The 16,628-nt window shown below is 63.8% G+C and carries 12 protein-coding genes; 7 read left to right on the forward strand and 5 right to left on the reverse strand.

Annotation, left to right across the window (positions count from 1 at the left end; genetic code table 11):
- Positions 1–24: 24 nt before the first annotated feature.
- Together DVH29_RS05235 and DVH29_RS05240 are read right to left on the reverse strand one after the other, a co-directional pair.
- On the reverse strand, positions 25–1,554 hold the full coding sequence (locus tag DVH29_RS05235; protein WP_114645110.1) for a tripartite tricarboxylate transporter permease: 1,530 nt from the start codon (positions 1,552–1,554) through the stop codon (positions 25–27).
- A gap of 13 nt (positions 1,555–1,567) precedes the next feature.
- Positions 1,568–2,017, reverse strand: coding sequence for a tripartite tricarboxylate transporter TctB family protein (locus DVH29_RS05240; RefSeq protein WP_114645111.1), 450 nt, complete (start codon positions 2,015–2,017; stop codon positions 1,568–1,570).
- 269 nt (positions 2,018–2,286) lie between these two features.
- Between DVH29_RS05240 and DVH29_RS05245 the strand changes: the two genes are divergently transcribed.
- The 3 genes from DVH29_RS05245 to DVH29_RS05255 all read left to right on the forward strand — a co-directional run bounded on the left by DVH29_RS05245 (position 2,287) and on the right by DVH29_RS05255 (position 5,181).
- Positions 2,287–3,216, forward strand: coding sequence for a LysR substrate-binding domain-containing protein (locus tag DVH29_RS05245; RefSeq protein ID WP_114645112.1), 930 nt, complete (start codon positions 2,287–2,289; stop codon positions 3,214–3,216).
- Between the two features lie 153 nt (positions 3,217–3,369).
- Positions 3,370–4,293 (forward strand): SDR family oxidoreductase, encoded by a 924-nt coding sequence (locus DVH29_RS05250; protein ID WP_114645113.1) that lies wholly within the window; start codon positions 3,370–3,372, stop codon positions 4,291–4,293.
- Positions 4,294–5,181, forward strand: a complete 888-nt coding sequence (locus DVH29_RS05255) for a MaoC family dehydratase (protein WP_114645114.1) — start codon at positions 4,294–4,296, stop codon at positions 5,179–5,181. It begins immediately after the preceding gene.
- A 53-nt stretch (positions 5,182–5,234) separates the two neighbouring features.
- Here the strand turns inward: DVH29_RS05255 and DVH29_RS05260 are convergent, their stop codons facing one another.
- Positions 5,235–6,614 (reverse strand): MFS transporter, encoded by a 1,380-nt coding sequence (locus DVH29_RS05260; RefSeq protein WP_158541567.1) that lies wholly within the window; start codon positions 6,612–6,614, stop codon positions 5,235–5,237.
- Positions 6,615–6,867: 253 nt separating this feature from the next.
- Between DVH29_RS05260 and DVH29_RS05265 the strand changes: the two genes are divergently transcribed.
- From DVH29_RS05265 to DVH29_RS05280, 4 genes are all read left to right on the forward strand, one after another.
- Entirely contained in the window at positions 6,868–8,016 is a 1,149-nt protein-coding gene (locus tag DVH29_RS05265) for an acyl-CoA dehydrogenase family protein (RefSeq protein ID WP_114645116.1), read from the forward strand.
- A 6-nt stretch (positions 8,017–8,022) separates the two neighbouring features.
- Positions 8,023–10,137 carry an acetate--CoA ligase family protein gene (locus tag DVH29_RS05270; protein WP_245944885.1) on the forward strand — a complete coding sequence of 705 codons (2,115 nt, stop codon included), beginning with the start codon at positions 8,023–8,025 and terminating at the stop codon, positions 10,135–10,137.
- Complete coding sequence (locus tag DVH29_RS05275) at positions 10,134–12,209, forward strand: 3-hydroxyacyl-CoA dehydrogenase NAD-binding domain-containing protein (RefSeq protein WP_114645117.1); 2,076 nt, start codon at positions 10,134–10,136, stop codon at positions 12,207–12,209. Before DVH29_RS05270 ends, DVH29_RS05275 begins: the two co-directional genes overlap by 4 nt.
- A gap of 64 nt (positions 12,210–12,273) precedes the next feature.
- On the forward strand, positions 12,274–13,227 hold the full coding sequence (locus DVH29_RS05280; RefSeq protein WP_158541568.1) for a Bug family tripartite tricarboxylate transporter substrate binding protein: 954 nt from the start codon (positions 12,274–12,276) through the stop codon (positions 13,225–13,227).
- A gap of 124 nt (positions 13,228–13,351) precedes the next feature.
- On the opposite strand, the gene DVH29_RS05285 is transcribed toward DVH29_RS05280, so the two are convergent.
- Positions 13,352–15,481 carry an acetate--CoA ligase family protein gene (locus DVH29_RS05285; protein ID WP_158541569.1) on the reverse strand — a complete coding sequence of 710 codons (2,130 nt, stop codon included), beginning with the start codon at positions 15,479–15,481 and terminating at the stop codon, positions 13,352–13,354.
- The gene (locus DVH29_RS05290; RefSeq protein WP_114645120.1) at positions 15,478–16,614 is read right to left on the reverse strand and encodes an acyl-CoA dehydrogenase family protein; all 1,137 of its coding nucleotides are present in this window, start codon (positions 16,612–16,614) and stop codon (positions 15,478–15,480) included. The genes DVH29_RS05285 and DVH29_RS05290 overlap by 4 nt, the downstream gene beginning before the upstream one ends.
- Between the last annotated feature and the right edge of the window lie 14 nt (positions 16,615–16,628).

Genomic DNA, 16,628 nt, shown 5'->3' on the forward strand with positions numbered 1-16,628 from the left:
TTTTTCATGCCCGTCAAAGAGCGCTCAGCTCTGGGTCAGGCCATCATCCATCTCTGTGTTGCGGCGGGTTCTGGCGCGGCGAATGCCGGTCCAGACCGTCCAGACCAGGAGGGCAAAGGTGAGCGCGACGATGACCGCGCTGATCGGGCGCTCGACAAAGGTTGCAAAATCGCCCCGCGAATACAGCATGGCGCGGCGGAAATGCTCTTCCATGAGCGGCCCCAGAACGAAGCCGAGCAACATGGGCGCGGCCGGCATGGCAAAGATCCGCATCACATAGCCGAGCAATCCGAAGAACACGACCATCCACACATCGAACGCGCTGTAGCCGACCGAATAGGCGCCGATGCAGATAAACACCAGAACCGACGGATACAGCAGGTGATAGGGAATGGTCAGCAGTTTGACCCACAGCCCGATGAGCGGCACGTTGAGGATCACCAGCAGCACATTGCCGATCCAGAAGCTCATGATCAGGCCCCAGAACAGGGCAGGCTGGTCGTTGATCAGCGAGGGGCCGGGCGCGATGCCGTGGATCATCAGCGCCCCAAGCATCAGCGCCATGGTCGCGCTGCCGGGAATGCCGAGGGAAAGCGTCGGTATGAACGAGGTCTGCTCGGCGGCGTTGTCGGCCGATTCCGGCGCCATGACACCCTCGATCGCGCCCTTGCCGAACCGCTCGGGCTGCCCGGCGATGCGCTTTTCGATGGCATAGGCCATGAACGAGGCGACCGAGGGCCCGGTGCCCGGAAGCGTGCCGAACAGCGTGCCGATGGTCGATCCGCGCATCACGGGAAACCACGACCGCTTCACATCATCGCGCGTCGGCTTCATCGACGCCCAGGACACCTTGGCATCGAGCACTTCGCCGCCATCGACGCGGCGCACGCTGGCAATGATCTCGGCCACCCCGAAAATGCCCATCGCAAGGGCGATGAGGCTGAGCCCATCGAGCAGATCGAGCATGCCGAACGTGAAGCGCGCACTTGCGGTCTGGCTGTCCATGCCGACCGTGCCGAAGATGATGCCCAGCACGACCATGCCCAGGGCCTTGATCGCCGACCCTTCCGAAATGGTCGAGGCCGCGACAAGGCCAAGCACCATGAGGGCAAAATATTCGGCCGAGCCAAAGCTCAGCGCATAGCTCGCGATGATCGGCGAAAACAGCATCAGCACGAGAATGCCGACGCAACCGCCGAAAAAGGACGCCATGGTGGTCATGAACAGCGCGACGCCCGCCCGGCCCTGACGCGCCATCGGGTAACCGTCGAGACAGGTTACGGCGTTGGCGGCGGAGCCTGGAATGTTGAGCAGGATCGACGCCGTCCGGCCACCATATCCCGTGCCGTACCATACCCCGGCCAACATGATCAGCGCGGTTGTCGGCTCGAGATAGAATGTGAGCGGAAAGAGCAGGGAAATCGCCGTGAGCACGCCGATTCCGGGAATAACGCCGACGACCGTGCCGAGAAAGACCCCGAGAAAGCAGTAAAGCAGATTGACGGGAGTCAGCGCAGTGGCGAGCCCAAGGCTGACATTGGCAAGAATATCCATTTTTCGCGCTCCTTCAGAACGGCCAGCGCAGCATGGGAATATTCAGTCCCAGCCCGAGCGGAAAAATCAGCCAAGTCATCAGACACAGGCCGGCGGCGAGCAAAACGAGCGAAACCGGCCGCATCTTCAACTCGGCCAGGGATGCGATCAGGGTCACGGCGAGGACGGCGGGCAACATCCCAAAATTTCTGATGAGCAACGCAAAGGCGGCAATCGACGCCAGAATGAAGATCGGCGTCGATATCCGGATCTTGGGCATCGGCCCCGCCCGGAAAAAGGCGGTGACGGCCAAAAGCCCGCCGAGAAAAACCAGAACGCTGCCCGCCAGCATCGGGAACATGCCCGGGCCCATGTTGCGAAACGTTCCAAGATTGTACTGCGTGGATGCATAGATGGCGACGAACCCTCCCGTTGCGGCCATCAATAATCCGGCCGCCATGTCGCGATAGTCTCGTTCAAACATGGGGCGCCCTCGGCGTGCTCATAAGCATTCTCCCTTTTTGAGGCGCAGTGTTCGCGATGATGCGGACGCAAAACGGCCACGCGAAACCCAGTTCGCCTTGCGTAGAGACAAAGCGCCACACTTGGATGATGGCAAGTTCAGAGACAGAAGTTTGGCATGAGTTTTTGGAAAGCTTGCCGCTGCCCATGCTTAAATTGACGTTGGACATTCGCCGGCGCGCACGCACTATGCACCGGCCGATTTGAACCACCCTATCACGGAATGATGGAATGAACCGATCATACCGCAACCTGCCCCTCAATCCCCTGCGCGCCTTCGCCATCGCGTCGCGGCACCGGACCTTCACGGCGGCGGCGAGCCAGCTCGGCGTCAGCCAGGTCGCCGTTAGCCGGCAGATTTCGACGCTGGAGAGCTATCTGGGCGTCAAGCTTTTCGAGCGGGGGTCGCGGTCGGCCAGATTGACCGAAGTCGGTCGCGCTTTTGGCCACGAGATCGCTGAATTGCTCGACGACATCGAGACGGCCACCCAGCAGCTGATGTCCCACGAAACCGAAAAGACGGTGAACGTCCGCCTCTATCCCACGCTGGCCCATCATTGGCTGTTGCCCCGGCTGGGCGAATTCACCGACATCTATCCTCACTACAAGATCAGGTTGGACACCGTCGTTGAACCGCTGGATTTCCGCAGCACCCAGCTCGATGTGGCGCTTCAACTCGGCTATGGAACCTGGCGCGACACCAAGAGCCGCAAGCTGTTCGACGAGGTCGTCGATGTGGTCTGCAGCCCCCGATACGCGGCGCTCCATGACAATTTCGCATCGATCGAATCGCTCAACGAGGCGGAATTGCTGCACGCCCATTATCGCCGCCGCGAGTGGGAAATCTGGGCGCGCGAGGCCGAGGTCAAGATCAACCATCGCGAGGGCATGGCATTCGACACCTCGCTTCTGGTCTACAGGGCCGCGAAACAGGATCTTGGGCTTGCCATCGGCCAGATCGATTTGCTGCAATCCGAAATCGAGCAGGGGCACCTCATCCAGCCCGTCAATAAACCCGTGCGCACCGGTGCCGCCTTTTATGTGAGCTGGCCGACGACCAAATCGGTCGCGGTCAAGACGCGGGCTTTCATCAACTGGATTCTCGCCCAGGCCGGTCAACCGCCCGAGTTTACCAAAACGAAATCGGGTCCCTCGGCATGAACGGCCCCAACCGAGCATGATCAGAGGTCAAGGTACGATGATTGCTGCGAAGTTGTCCCCCCGCCTTCCATCGTTAAAACATTGGCGCAGTCTGCGCGGCGCAACCCCCGGGTTTGCGCCTGTCGCAATAAGAACCCAGTGGAAGGAGAAGCGATGTCGAACGATCTCATGAAGGGCAAGGTGGCGGTGGTGACCGGCGCGGGGCGTGGCGTGGGGCGTGAAATCGCCATCTGCCTCGCCGCCGAGGGCGCAAGCGTGATCGTCAACGATCTTGGCGCGTCCCTGCAGGGCGAAGGCGTCGATATGTCTCCGGCCCAGGAGGTCGTCCAGGCCATCGAGGCGGCAGGCGGCAAGGCCGTGGCCAATGGCGACAGCGTCGCAGAATATTCCGGCGCCGAAAACATGGTGGCCGCGGCACTGGAAACGTTTGGCCGCATCGACGCGGTGGTCCATTCGGCGGGCATTTTGCGCGATTCGATCTTCCACAAGCTCGAACCCGATCAGTTCGAGGCCGTATTGCGCGTCCATCTGTTCGGTGCATTCAACATCAGCCGCGCTGCAGCCCCCCATTTCCGCAACCAGAATTCCGGCGCCATCGTGCACATGACCTCGACCTCGGGCCTGATCGGCTCGGTGGGCCAGGCCAATTATGCCGCGGCCAAGATGGGGATCGTGGGCCTTTCGCGCTCTGTGGCGCTCGACATGCAGCGCTTCAATGTCAGGTCCAACTGCATCGCCCCCCATGCCTTCAGCCGCATGATCGAATCCATTCCCGGCAAGACCCCCGAAGAGCAGGAGCGGGAGATGGAAAAGCGCCGCACCCGCACCCGTGCCGATCAGATTGCGCCCCTGGCCGCTTTCTTGTGCTCGGATGCTGCCGAAGGAATTTCCGGGCAGATTTTCGGGGCGCGCGGCAATGAGGTCTATCTCTACAGCCAGCCGCGTCCGATCCGCACGCTGCATCGCGACGACGGCTGGACCGTCGCCAAACTGGCGGAAACGCTGCCCGGAGCCTTGCGTGCGAGTTTCACCCCGCTTGAACGTACGCGCGACGTGTTTCCCTGGGAAGCGATCTAGATGGCGCTCAATATCGAGGCCCTCCGAGCGTTCACGTTCCCGGAGCTGCGTCAGACCTATGACGACAGGGACAGCATGCTCTATGCAGCGAGTCTGGGCTTCGGCCAGGACCCGCTGGATGCCGGGCAGCTGAAATTCGTCTTCGAGCGTGATCTGCATGCCGTCCCCACCATGGCGGCAATTCTCTGTCACCCCGGAACCTGGTCCAGCGATCCGGTCTTCGCGATCACGCGATCCAAGGTCGTGCATGGGGCGCAAAGGGTCTTCCTCCATGCCCCGCTTCCGCCCGCTGCCGAGCTGGTGGCCGACGCACGCATTTTGGCGGTCGAGGACAAGGGCGAGAAAGGGGCGATCATTCATGTCGTCCGGACCATGAGAGACGCCTCGAGCGGCACGCCCATCGCCAGCGTCCTGCACGCCACATTTTGCAGGGCGGATGGGGGCTTTGGCGGCGGATTCGGCGAGGTTCCGGCAGCCCACACCCTGCCCGACCGGGCGCCGGACATGGTCGTCGAACTCGAAACACGGCCTGAAGCCGCGCTGATCTACCGGCTCAATATCGACCGCAATCCCCTGCACGCCGATCCCGAATATGCCCGGCGCGCCGGCTTTCCCCGGCCGATCCTGCACGGGCTTTGCACCTATGGGCTGGCAGCGCGGGCGCTTCTGGCCGGAGTGCTCGACTACGACTCGGACCTTTTGCGCTCCATCGAATGCCGGTTTTCAGCTCCCGTCTTTCCCGGTGAGACGATCGCATTTGAGATCTGGCGCGACGGCGACGTCGCATCCTTCAGGGCCGTGGTACGTGAGCGCGAGGCCAAGGTGCTCGATGCGGGTCGCGCCTTGATTGGAGCGGATGTGGAAACTCCCCTATACGCCCGCCAATAGAGCGTTCAGGCACCAATCGTTTTTGAGGCCCGCGCTGAACGGCGCGGGCATTTTCATGTGCGGGGAAACCTGCGGCGCAAAAGGGAAACGGAAGCGCCCAGCAGGGCCAGCCCTGCGGCGCCCCATAGCGCAAACGCCGCATTGCCGCCGACATTGGTGGTGATCGCAAGGGTCGCAAGCGCGGTTCCCAGAGCCTGCCCCAGCAGTCTTGCCGTACCGAGCGCGCCGCTGGCGGCGCCGGCCCGCAAGCGCGGGGACGAACCGAGCATGATCCGGTTATTGGGCGTTTGAAACAGCGCAAAGCCCACCCCGCACATGGCCAGCCTCAGCGCGACATCGAACAGGGACGCATCCGCGTCCAGCAGGGCCAGAAGCCCAAGTCCCAGCGTCAGGATGGACAGTCCGATGCCGCTCAAAAGCCCTTGCGACATGCGGTCGGCGAGAACGCCGGCAAGAGGTGCCGTGCAGGCCAGCGCCAGCGGCCAGCCGCTGAACGCAAGACCGGCATCGACCACCGAAAATCCCAGCGTTGACTGCATATGAAAAGGCAGCGACACAAAAGCGATCATCTGGGCGGTGAAGGTGAGAATCGACGCCAGAACCGACATGGCGAAAGGGGGGATCGCCAGCAGGTCGATGGGCACCAGCGGATCGGCCACGCCGCGGAGCCGGAGAACCAGCGCCAGCCCCGCCAGCAGTCCTGTCGCCAGCAGCGCCAGGCTGACGGCCACGGGCCAGTGGTGCCCTATGGCGCTGATGCCCATGAGAATGCCGCCAAAGGTCATCGCACTGAGCAGCGCGCTCAAAAGATCGAGCCTGACATCGCGTGTCGGCGACGGCGGCTGCGCGAAATAGCTGACCAGCGCCGCCGTGGCCGTAAACGGGATGCCAATAGCAAAGATCCATTGCCATGAGGCGTATTCGATCAGAAATCCGGCGATCGAAGGCCCTGCCGCCGTAGCGATGGCGCCTGCCGTCGCATTCATCCCCAGCGCGCTGCCAAGTCTTTTTTCCGGAAAGATCGTGCGAATGAGCGCCAGATTGACCGACATCACACACGCCGTCGCCACGCCCTGGATGGCCCGTGACGCGACAAGCAGCCCGAAGGTCGGGGCCAGCGCCGAAAACATGGCCGTAATCGCAAAGGTCGCGAGCCCGGCAATATAGACCCGGCGATAGCCCACTTTGTCGGCAAGCGCCGCCATGGGCAGAATGCAGATGATAAGGACGAGCTGATAGACATTGACCACCCAGATCGACTGGGCGTCCGAGACGGAAAAATGACGCGCGATGGTGGGCAGCGCCAGCGCGGCAGCGACATTGTCCATCACCACGGCGCCGATGGCCACGATCATCGTGCCGAACGCAATGTTCCGGCGCAGCGGCGGCAGCACGCCCAGATCGGGGTTATCATGAGGCGTCTGGACGTTCACCGGGCGCAACCGCAAAAAAACATCGTCACGTCCGGTTCGACAAGCATCGCACGCTAATCCAGCATCTCCGGCACGCATCTTAGCCGGGCGGGAAAATGCCAGCCAATTGGAAATTGATTGTGCGCCCTGACTTTATCCTATGGCACCCGAACGTCCCCGCCATGCCAAAAACTCATGCGCGCCTGATGACCAGGAAATTGCTGGCCCGACAGCACTTGGCCACAATGAGGGAAAATAACGCGTCAGGATTACAATGCATTCCTTTCTCAATGACGAGCAGCGCGCTTTCGCCGACACCATAAGACGCTTTGCGCAGGCCGAACTTGCCGAGAACGCTCTTGAGCGCGCGCACAGCCGCGAGTTTCCCTGGAAGGTGGCGCAGAAGCTCGCGGACATGGGGCTGTTGGGCATCACCATGAAGGAAGAGGACGGCGGCATCGGCGGCACGCTGATGGACGCGGTGATCGCGATTCAGGAAATCGCCAGCGTCTGCCCCAAGAGTGCCGATATCGTTCAGGCCGGCAATTTCGGGCCGATCCGGACCTTTGCCGAATATGCCAGCGCCGACCAGAAGGAGCGGTATCTCGCCGACCTTCTGGGCGGACGAAAGCTCATAGCGCTCGGCATGAGCGAACCCGATGCCGGTTCGGCGGCCACCGAGCTGCAAACCCGCGCCGAGCCGGATGGCGACGATTTTCTCATTACCGGTTCGAAAGTGTTTTCCACGCACAGCCCGGAAGCCGAACTGTTCCTCGTCTATGTGCGTTTCGGACCTGGCACGAACGGCATCGGATCGGTGCTTGTCGAGCGGGGCACACCCGGCTTTACGGTGGGCGCGCGCTCGAGTTTCATGAGCGGCGAGGAATGGTGCCCGCTCTATTTCGACAAGTGCCGCATCCCCGCCTCCAACGTGCTGCTGGGGCCAGGCGGATTTAAAAAGCAGATGTCGGGCTTCAACGTCGAACGGCTGGGCAATGCCTCGCGCGCCCTGGCCCTGGGGCGCTATGCCTTCGAGGCGGCGAAGGACTATGTTTCGAACCGCAAGCAGTTCGGGCGCCCGCTCTGCGAATTTCAAGGCCTGCAATGGAAATTCGCCGATATGGCGCTCAAGCTCGAAAGCGCGCAATTGCTGCTTTATCGCGCGGCCGCCAATGCCGATCACGCCCTGCCCTCGCCTTATGAGACGGCCATCGCCAAGCTCGCCTGCAACACCGCCGGCTTCGAAGTGGCCAACGAGGCGTTGCAGGCCATGGGCGGCTATGGCTACAGCACGGAATCGCTTGTCGAATATTGCGTGAAGCGGACGCGGGGCTGGATGATCGCCGGCGGCTCCATCGAAATGCTCAAGAACAGAATTGCCGAGCATGTCTTCGACCGGCGCTTCAGCCAGCGACCCAACTGACCGAGCATGATGAACCAGATTTCCCCCAGCACTGCTTCTCACGCCGCATGGGCCGGCGCGCTTCTGCGCCCCCGTTCGGTGGCTCTCGTCGGCATTTCCGACGATCCCAGCAAAACCGCCGGGCGGCCCCTGCATTTCCTGCGGCGGGCCGGGTTCGCGCACACCGTCTATCCGGTCAACCCAAGGCGAGAGACCGTGCAGGGCGAAAAAGCCTATGCAAGCCTTGCGGCCCTGCCCGAGCGGCCCGACCACATCTTTATATTGACGGGCGCCGAGCTGGCGCTCGATGCGCTGGAAGAATGCGGCCGGCTGGGCGTGCCGGTCGCGACCATTCTGGCGGGGGGATTTTCCGAGGCCGGTCAAAAGGGAATCGACAATCAAAGGCGCCTCGACGATATCCGCGCGCGCTACGATACCCGCATCCTGGGGCCGTCGAGCATCGGGCTTGCCAATCTCCATCACGATTTGGTCCTCACCGCCAACGCAGCCTTTGCCGAGCCGGACCTGCCCCGCGGCGGGCTGTTCGTAGGCTCGCACAGCGGCAGCCTGATCGGCGCGATGGCATCACGCGGCAAGGCACGGGGCATAGGCTTTGCGGGCCTGGTTTCGGTGGGCGTGGAGAGCGATCTTTCCATCGGCGAAATCTGCGCGGCAACGCTCGATGATCCGGCGGTTACGGGATATCTGCTCTTTCTGGAATCGATCAATCACGCGCAATCGCTGCGGACTTTCGCCCTCGAGGCCGCCCGGCGGGGCAAGCCCGTTGCCGCCTACAAGCTGGGCCGGACCGCCGAGGCCGCCGAACTCACCGTGTCGCACACCGGCGCATTGGCGGGGGCGGACGACGTCGCCGACATATTCCTGCGCGAATGCGGCATAGCGCGGCCGGAATCCTTTGACGGATTGCTGGAAATATCGGCGCTGCTCGAACGCATCCCGGCGGAAAACCGGGGCCGGCCGGCGCGTGTGGGTGTCGTCACCACCACCGGCGGCGGCGCGGCGATGGCTGTCGACCAGATCGCGTTGCGCGGCGTCGAGGTGGTCGAGCCCTCGCCCCAAACCCGCGCACGGCTGGCGCAAGCGGGAGTGGACGCCCAGAGCGGGCGCATTGTCGACCTTACGCTGGCCGGCACCCGCTACGAGATCATGAAGGCCAGCCTCGACATCCTGCTCGATGCGCCCGAGTTCGACCTGGTGCTGGCCACCGTGGGATCCTCGGCCCGGTTCAATCCCGACCTCGCGGTGATGCCCATCATCGATGCGGCTCGCGAGCACTCAAAGCCACTCGCCGCCTATATCGTGCCCGATGCGCCCGAGGCGATCCGCGCCTTGGCCGGGGCAGGCGTTCCCGTATTCGGCACACCCGAAATTTGCGGCGATGCCATAGCCAGCGCCTTCCGCCGCCGCGCGCCCCGGCTGGGCACGCCACATCCGGTGGACCTGCCGGGCTTCGACCGGATGCTCGATGAAGCCGAGGCCTATGCCCTTATGGGATCGGCGGGCATATCGCACGCGCCCTACGCCGTTCTCGAGCCGGGCGCCGATGTGCCCGAACTCGATTTCGCCTATCCCGTGGTTGCCAAGGTCCTGCACAAGGATATCGCCCATAAATCCGATGCCGGGGGCGTCGTTCTCAACATCGCGGACAGCGCGGAGCTGAGCCGGGCAATGGACCGCATCCGCAAGGCCGTCGCGGCCTATCGCCCCGGAACGGTTGTGGATCGGGTTCTCGTGCAGCCCATGACCCGCGGCATGGGCGAGGTTCTCGTCGGCATTCGCCGCGATCCTCAGGCCGGTCCTCTGGTGATGGTGGCGGCGGGCGGCGTTGCGACCGAAATTTACCGGGACAGCAGCCTGCGGCTCGCGCCGGTGGATGTGGCGACCGCGCACGAGATGATTGGCGAGGTCCGCGCCTGCCAACTGCTCATGGGCTTCCGCGGTGCGCCCGAGGGCGACATCGACGCGCTGGCCCAAACCATCGTGGCGCTGTCCGAACTCGCGGTGCGCGACGATCCCGCGGTGATCGAGGCCGAAATCAATCCTCTGCTGGTTCTGCCGCGCGGCAAGGGCGTGGTGGCGGTGGATGGCCTGGTCCGAATCGCGCAAGGGGAACGGCCATGACTGCTACGGGCAATTTCGCACCATCCCCCATCCGGCTCGAACGCCAGGGCGCGGTGGCTGTCATCATCATCGACAACCGGCCCATCAATGTGGGCAGCCACGCGGTGCGGACCGGCCTGCTCGACGCGATTAAAGCGATCGATACCGATCCCTCCATAAAGGGCGCGGTGCTCATCGGGGGCGATCGCAGCTTCATCGTGGGCTCCGATCTCAAGGAATTCGACCTGCCTCTGGCCGAGCCGCAATTGCCGGCGGTCATCGCCGCCATCGAAAGCTCACCCAAGCCGTTCGTCGCCGCGCTGCACGGCGCCGCCTTGGGGGGTGGCTATGAGCTGGCGCTTGGATGCGATGCCCGGATCGCGGCGCCGGGAACACTGGTGGGCCTGCCCGAAACAACCCTGGGCATGATTCCGGGCGCCGGAGGCACCCAGCGGCTTCCCAGGCTGACCGGCACCGTCGCGGCGATAGACCTGATCACCAGTGGCCGCCGCGTCGGCGCGGACGAAGCCCTGCGGCTGGGCATGGTGGACATAATCGCCCATGGCGATTTGCGCGAGGAAGCCGTCAATCTGGCGCTCCACTATGACGGACGCAAAGCGCCCGTGCTGGAAAAGAACCTTCCGACCGATGACCCGGACCGCGAGGAACTGGCCGCTGCTGCAGCACTGAGGAAATCCCGCAATCGTCCTCATATCGCCGAGGCGATCAGACATATCCGCGCGGTGGGACGGATACCCGCCGCCCAGGGACTGCTCAACGAACGCGCCGCGTTCCAGAATTTGCGCATCGCGCCGGACGCCAAGGCGCTTCGCCATCTGTTTTTTGCCGAGCGGGAAGCAGGCCGCTCGGCATTTGCCCGCACGGGTGAAGCCAAAAAGATCGACCGCGTCGGCATTTTGGGTGCGGGCACCATGGGCACCGGCATTGCGCTGGCGGCATTGGCGGCCGGACTGACCGTCCGCCTCGTCGACAATGCGGAGGTCGCGCTCATGCGCGGCCGGAAGGCCATCGAAGACCAATTGGCCCGCCGCGTCACGCAGAAGAGACTGCGACAGTCCGCCGCCGACGCACAGCTGGGCCGCCTGCACATCGCATCGAGCATGGACGTGTTTGCCGACTGCGATCTCGTTATCGAGGCGGTGATCGAAGACCTCTCGGTCAAGCGCGACGCCTTTGCGGCGCTTGACCGCGTGGTTCGACCCGGCACGCTTCTGGCCAGCAACACATCCTATCTCGACATCGACCGGGTGGCCGAAGTGACATCACGGCCTGCCGATGTCCTGGGGCTGCATTTTTTTAGTCCGGCCCACGCCACGAGGCTTCTCGAGGTTGTGCGCGCCGAAGCGACCTCCGCAGACGCCCTGGCGACCGGGATCGCCTTGGCCGGGCAACTCGGCAAGCAGGCGGTGATCGCCCGCAACGTCTTCGGCTTCATCGGCAACAGGATTTACGCCGCCTATCGCCGCGAATGCGAATTCATGCTTGAGGACGGCGCCCTGCCCCATGAGGTGGACGACGCGCTCGAAGCGTTCGGGTTCGCGATGGGACCATTTGCCGTTGCCGACATGTCCGGGCTCGACATTGCCTGGCGCATGCGTCAGGCGCAGACCGGCCGCCGCGATCCGGCGGCCCGCTATGTCAAAATCCCCGATCTTCTATGCGAAGCGGGACGGCTGGGGCAGAAGGCAGGCGCGGGATATTACAGCTATGGTGGCCCCGGCCAGGAGAAGGGACGCGACCCCGAGGTCGAAGCCCTGATCGTGGAGGCATCGCGGGAAGCGGGCCGCACCCGCACGTCCATTGCCCCCGACACCATCGTCCGCCGAGCGCTCATCGCCATGGTGAACGAAGCCGCCCTGGCGATCGAGGACGGCGCTGCCGAGACACCCGCCAGCATCGATGTGACCATGACCAATGGCTATGGCTTTCCGCGCTGGATCGGCGGACCGGTTCACTGGGCACGGCAGCAGGAAACAACCGCGCTCCATATAGACTGCGACGAACTGGTTCGGCAGGCCGGAAGCGGAACCCGGCGCGGCAATCTGGAACTTCTGGATGTCGGGCAACCCTAGCGCCCGAGGTCCGACCCACTGGTTATCAACGCCTATTTCGAGATTATCAAAGAGGAGGAAAACCATGAAATCTCTGATAGCGACTACCGCCCTGGTTCTGTCCATGTCGACGGCGGCATGGGCCCAGGGCTATCCCGAACGTCCGGTCACCATCGTCGTGCCCTATACGGCAGGCGCCGTGACCGACGTGCTTGCGCGTCACGTTGCCCATAGCCTGCAGGAGAAATGGGGCCAGCCGGTCGTGGTGGAAAACCGCCCAGGCGGTGGGTCTATGCTCGGTACGGCCTATGTGGCCCAATCGGACCCCGACGGCTATACGCTGCTGCTTACCACATCGGCTTACGTCACCGGCCCCGCCGTGCTCACCGATATGCCTTTCGACCCGCTCGAAGGCATGCAGCCTATCGGCCTTGCCGGCTATATCCCGATGGTATTTGTCGGCGGCCCGAGCACCGAAGGCGCGACACTGGCCGAATTTCTCGAGGAAGCAGCGGCTGAGCCGCTCTTTGCCGCGACGGCCGGCCTGGGCACCACGACCCACTTTACCGTGGAAATGCTGATGCAGGCATCGGGCATCGACATGGACGTCGTCCACTATGGCGGCGGCGGGGAAGCCGTAGTCGCGGTGATGGGCGGACATGCCGACATCTACGCATCGACGCCGGCATCCTCGCTCGACAACATCCGCAATGGCACCCTGCGCGGACTGGCCATTGCCGGAGCGGATCGAATCTCGTCGCTGCCCGATGTTCCTTCGACGGCCGAACTCGGGCTTGAGGGTATCAATGCCAGCTTCTGGCTCGGCATGCTGGCCCCCGCCGGCATTTCCGAGGAACTGGCAACCCAGATCAACGCCGACCTCAACGCCATCCTGGACGATCCCGCCTTGCAGGAGCAGGTGGCAACCATCGATCTCGTAACGTCCACGAGCACGGTTGAAGAGTTCGAAACCCAGGTGCTCACCGAACTCGAGAGCTGGGCCACGCTCGCCCAGGAGCGCGGCATCACCGCCAACTAGAGCCCTTTTCGGCTCCTGTCCCCTCCCGCGCCGGTCCCCATCTGGCGCGGGATTTTTTTTGCGCAAAAAGAAGGGAGCGGATGCTGTCCGCTCCCTTCTGAACCCATGGGCCCAATGGCTTCGTTTACGAAACGACGATCAGAGCATCGACGCCAGCGCCGCCCTCCGGCAACGCGATGAACGGATTGATCTCGACGCTTTCAACCTCGGAACCCTGCGCCGCGATGAAACGCGACACGGCGACGATGGTATCGGCAATCGCGTCGAGATCGGCCTTCTCCTGGCCGCGCGCGCCGTCGAGAACGGGGAAGGTGCGGATTTCCCTGATCATCTGGAGCGCGGTTTCGTGCGTAACGGGAGCCAGCCGCAAAACTGTATCCTTGAGAACCTCGGTATAAATGCCGCCGAGGCCAAACATGACGACCGGCCCGAAGGTGGGATCGCGGTGAGCGCCAATAATGGTCTGGGTGCCGCCCTGCAACATCTTGGCAACCGTTACGCCCGAGAGCACGGCATTGGGTTCGGCCTTGCGGGCATTGGCGGTGACGCGTTCGAAAGCGGCGCGTACGGCTTCGCCATCGGCGAGCCCAACCGCCACTCCACCCACTTCCGACTTGTGCGCGATATCGGCCGACAGCACCTTGACCACGACGGGATACCCGATGGCGTCGGCGGCACGAACAGCGGCCTCGGCATCGGCAGCCACGCGTTCCTCGGCAAACGCCACCCCCGCTTCGGCGAGCAGGGCCTTGGCTTCGGCCTCATTGGGAGCCGTCGCAAAGGCAACCCGCTTGGCCGGGTTTTCGGTCGGGGCGGGCAGCGGCGTATTCAGCGTCTGGGCCAACCGCATGGCACCAGCCAAAGCCTTGACGCAGTGGACGGGATCGTCAAAGACCAGATAGCCCAGGTCTTCGAAGTCGGCCCGGATCTCGGCGCGGCTCTGCATGCAAAGGGCAAGTTGAGTGCCGGGATGCGCGCGGCGGATTTCCTCCAGCGGCTCGCGCATCAGCCCCATATCCTTGGGGTTGAGCCCGGCATTGGCGAGGAAGATCATCACGCTGCCATAGTCACGGTCGCCCAGCATGATATCGACCGAACGGGTGAAAATCGAGCGATCGCCAACCGTCTGGGCGGTCGTGTCGAGGGGATTGCGCCCCACGGCCAGCGGCAATTTGCTGGCGATATCGGCAAAGGCCGCCTCGGAAATGGGCGGCATGTCGAGATTGGCCTCGACCGCCGCGTCCGTCGCCATCACGCCCACCCCGCCCGAAACGGTGATGATGCCCAGATCGTTGGACGGATTGAGGACGCCCAGCGAGCACGCATAGGCCACATCGACCATTTCGGTCAGGGTTTCCGCCCGATAGGCCCCGCCTTCGCGCAGCACGGCATCGAACACTTCGCCCGAACCGGCCAGGGCTCCGGTGTGCGACGCCGCGACCGCCTGACCCGCTTCGGTCTTTCCCGCCTTGAGCACGACGACCGGCTTGCCGTTCTCGCGCGCCGTGCGCAGCGCCCGGATCAGGCCAGCCCCATCGCGGCAGCCTTCAAGATAGAGCATCAACAGATCGGTATCGGGATCACTGGCCATCCACTCAAGGCATTCCTGCGCCTGAACGTCCGCCTCATTGCCCGTCGCGACGAATTTGGAAATCTTCAGGCCCCGGCTGATGGCGAGATTTTGCAGATAGGAGCCCACGGCTCCGCTCTGGCTGACCATGCCGACCCGTCCGACGGCGGGCGTGCCGCGATCCATTGCGGTCGAAAATGTCGAATAGACCTTATCGGCGGTATTGAAGAGGCCCATCGCATTCGGCCCCAAGAGCCTTGCGCCAGCGGCCTTGACCATGGCGGACAGCCGGTCCTGGGCTGCTTTGCCCTCATCGCCCGCTTCACCAAAGCCCGCTGTGAACATGACGAGCGAGCGGACACCCGCCGCCAGACATTCTGCCACCGCCCCTTCGGCCAGCGACGCAGGAACCGCGAGAATGGCCTGATCGACCTGATCGGGGATCGCCCCCACGCTGGGATAGGCCTTGTAGCCCTGAACGGTTTCGCGGGTCGGATTGACCGGATAGATGGCGATTTCGGAGCCGGCCTCGCGCATATACCGCAGGGGGCGGCCACCGATCTTGCGGGGATCCTCGGACGCGCCGATCAACGCCACCGCACGGGGCCGAAACAGCGCATCGAGGCCGCTCATGTCCTTCGATCCGTTATCCGCGTGCAAACCGCGCGCCTGCTGTGCCGTCATGGCATGATCTCCTCGTGACTGAAATTCTGGTTGCTGCTTGCAAGCGATTGGGCAAACTGAGCGCGATGCTGGCCGGACGTTCCCAGCCATGTGGTGAGGGCCAGCACGCGCTTGACGTGAAGGCTCAGATCGCATTCCTCGGTGATGCCCATGGCGCCGAAAAGCTGGATGGATTCACGTGCCACGAGCCGGGCGGTGTCGTTGAGACGGCACCGGACGCGGCTCACGAGGCGGCTGCGTTCGAACGGCTCCATGCCCTCCGCCACCTGACCCACAGCGGGATCGAGCACGGACCGGGACAGCAATTGCCGGACATAGAGGTCGACGGCGCGATGCTGGAGCGCCTGGAACGCGCCAATGGGTTTGCCAAATTGAACGCGCGTCCGAAGATGTTCGAGCGTCATGGCCATCATAGCGTCGATATGGGCCATCAGCTCGGCGGCGACGACCAGGTTCGCTTCGTCGACGGCCAGGCCGATCGCCTGAGTGACAGTGGCTGTATCGTCGGCAACAATCACCGAAGGGGCGTTGTCAAACCGGACCTGCCCTATGGGCGTGCCATCGGCGCGCCATTGCGTTTCCGTTTCGACGCCCTGCGCACCGGCCTCCACCATGGCGAGGATCAGCGCGGCGCCACGCTTGGCCGTGACGATGAACCGCCCCGCCCCGGCATGCCCGACAACGAAGGCCTTGCCGCCCGTAATCCGTCCGCTGGCATCGCAAACCGTTTGCGCGGTTTGGGGCGCGAAAACGTCGCCCGGACGCTCCTGGAAGGCCAGAACCGGCAGGGTTTCCCCTTCGGCGAACCCAGCGAAGAGATCGGACCCCGCCCCTGCCCCCACCAGCGTGCGGGTTGCGAGGAAAAAGGAATCGAGCGGCGCAACCAGCAGTGAGGGCGCCAGCCCTTCGGTCAGAATGGCCGCTGCATCCACCCCCAGTTCCATGCCGTCGGCAGCTTCCGGCACGAAGGCGGCCAGCCAGCCCTGTTCGGCCAGCGCCTGCAAATGCGAGGGCGCATAGCCGGGCGTCGTGCTGCGGCGGCTGCGGACCAGGCCTGGGTCCATATTGCGACGGGCGTGCTTGTCGACCGCCTCGCGCAGCATGACCGCCGTATCGTCGTCGATGCGATTCATGGTTCGCCTCCCAT

The sequence above is a fragment of the Pelagibacterium lacus genome, assembly GCF_003345525.1.
Lineage (GTDB): Bacteria > Pseudomonadota > Alphaproteobacteria > Rhizobiales > Devosiaceae > Pelagibacterium > Pelagibacterium lacus.

Bases quoted from the DNA above. Each gene is read 5' to 3' on its own strand.
- DVH29_RS05270 (WP_245944885.1), top strand. From the start codon at position 8,023: ATGATGAACCAGATTTCCCCCAGCACTGCTTCTCACGCCGCATGGGCC.
- DVH29_RS05250 (WP_114645113.1), top strand. From the start codon at position 3,370: ATGTCGAACGATCTCATGAAGGGCAAGGTGGCGGTGGTGACCGGCGCG.
- DVH29_RS05285 (WP_158541569.1), bottom strand. From the start codon at position 15,481: ATGACGGCACAGCAGGCGCGCGGTTTGCACGCGGATAACGGATCGAAG.
- DVH29_RS05245 (WP_114645112.1), top strand. From the start codon at position 2,287: ATGAACCGATCATACCGCAACCTGCCCCTCAATCCCCTGCGCGCCTTC.
- DVH29_RS05280 (WP_158541568.1), top strand. From the start codon at position 12,274: ATGAAATCTCTGATAGCGACTACCGCCCTGGTTCTGTCCATGTCGACG.
- DVH29_RS05255 (WP_114645114.1), top strand. From the start codon at position 4,294: ATGGCGCTCAATATCGAGGCCCTCCGAGCGTTCACGTTCCCGGAGCTG.
- DVH29_RS05265 (WP_114645116.1), top strand. From the start codon at position 6,868: ATGCATTCCTTTCTCAATGACGAGCAGCGCGCTTTCGCCGACACCATA.
- DVH29_RS05290 (WP_114645120.1), bottom strand. From the start codon at position 16,614: ATGAATCGCATCGACGACGATACGGCGGTCATGCTGCGCGAGGCGGTC.
- DVH29_RS05275 (WP_114645117.1), top strand. From the start codon at position 10,134: ATGACTGCTACGGGCAATTTCGCACCATCCCCCATCCGGCTCGAACGC.
- DVH29_RS05240 (WP_114645111.1), bottom strand. From the start codon at position 2,017: ATGTTTGAACGAGACTATCGCGACATGGCGGCCGGATTATTGATGGCC.
- DVH29_RS05235 (WP_114645110.1), bottom strand. From the start codon at position 1,554: ATGGATATTCTTGCCAATGTCAGCCTTGGGCTCGCCACTGCGCTGACT.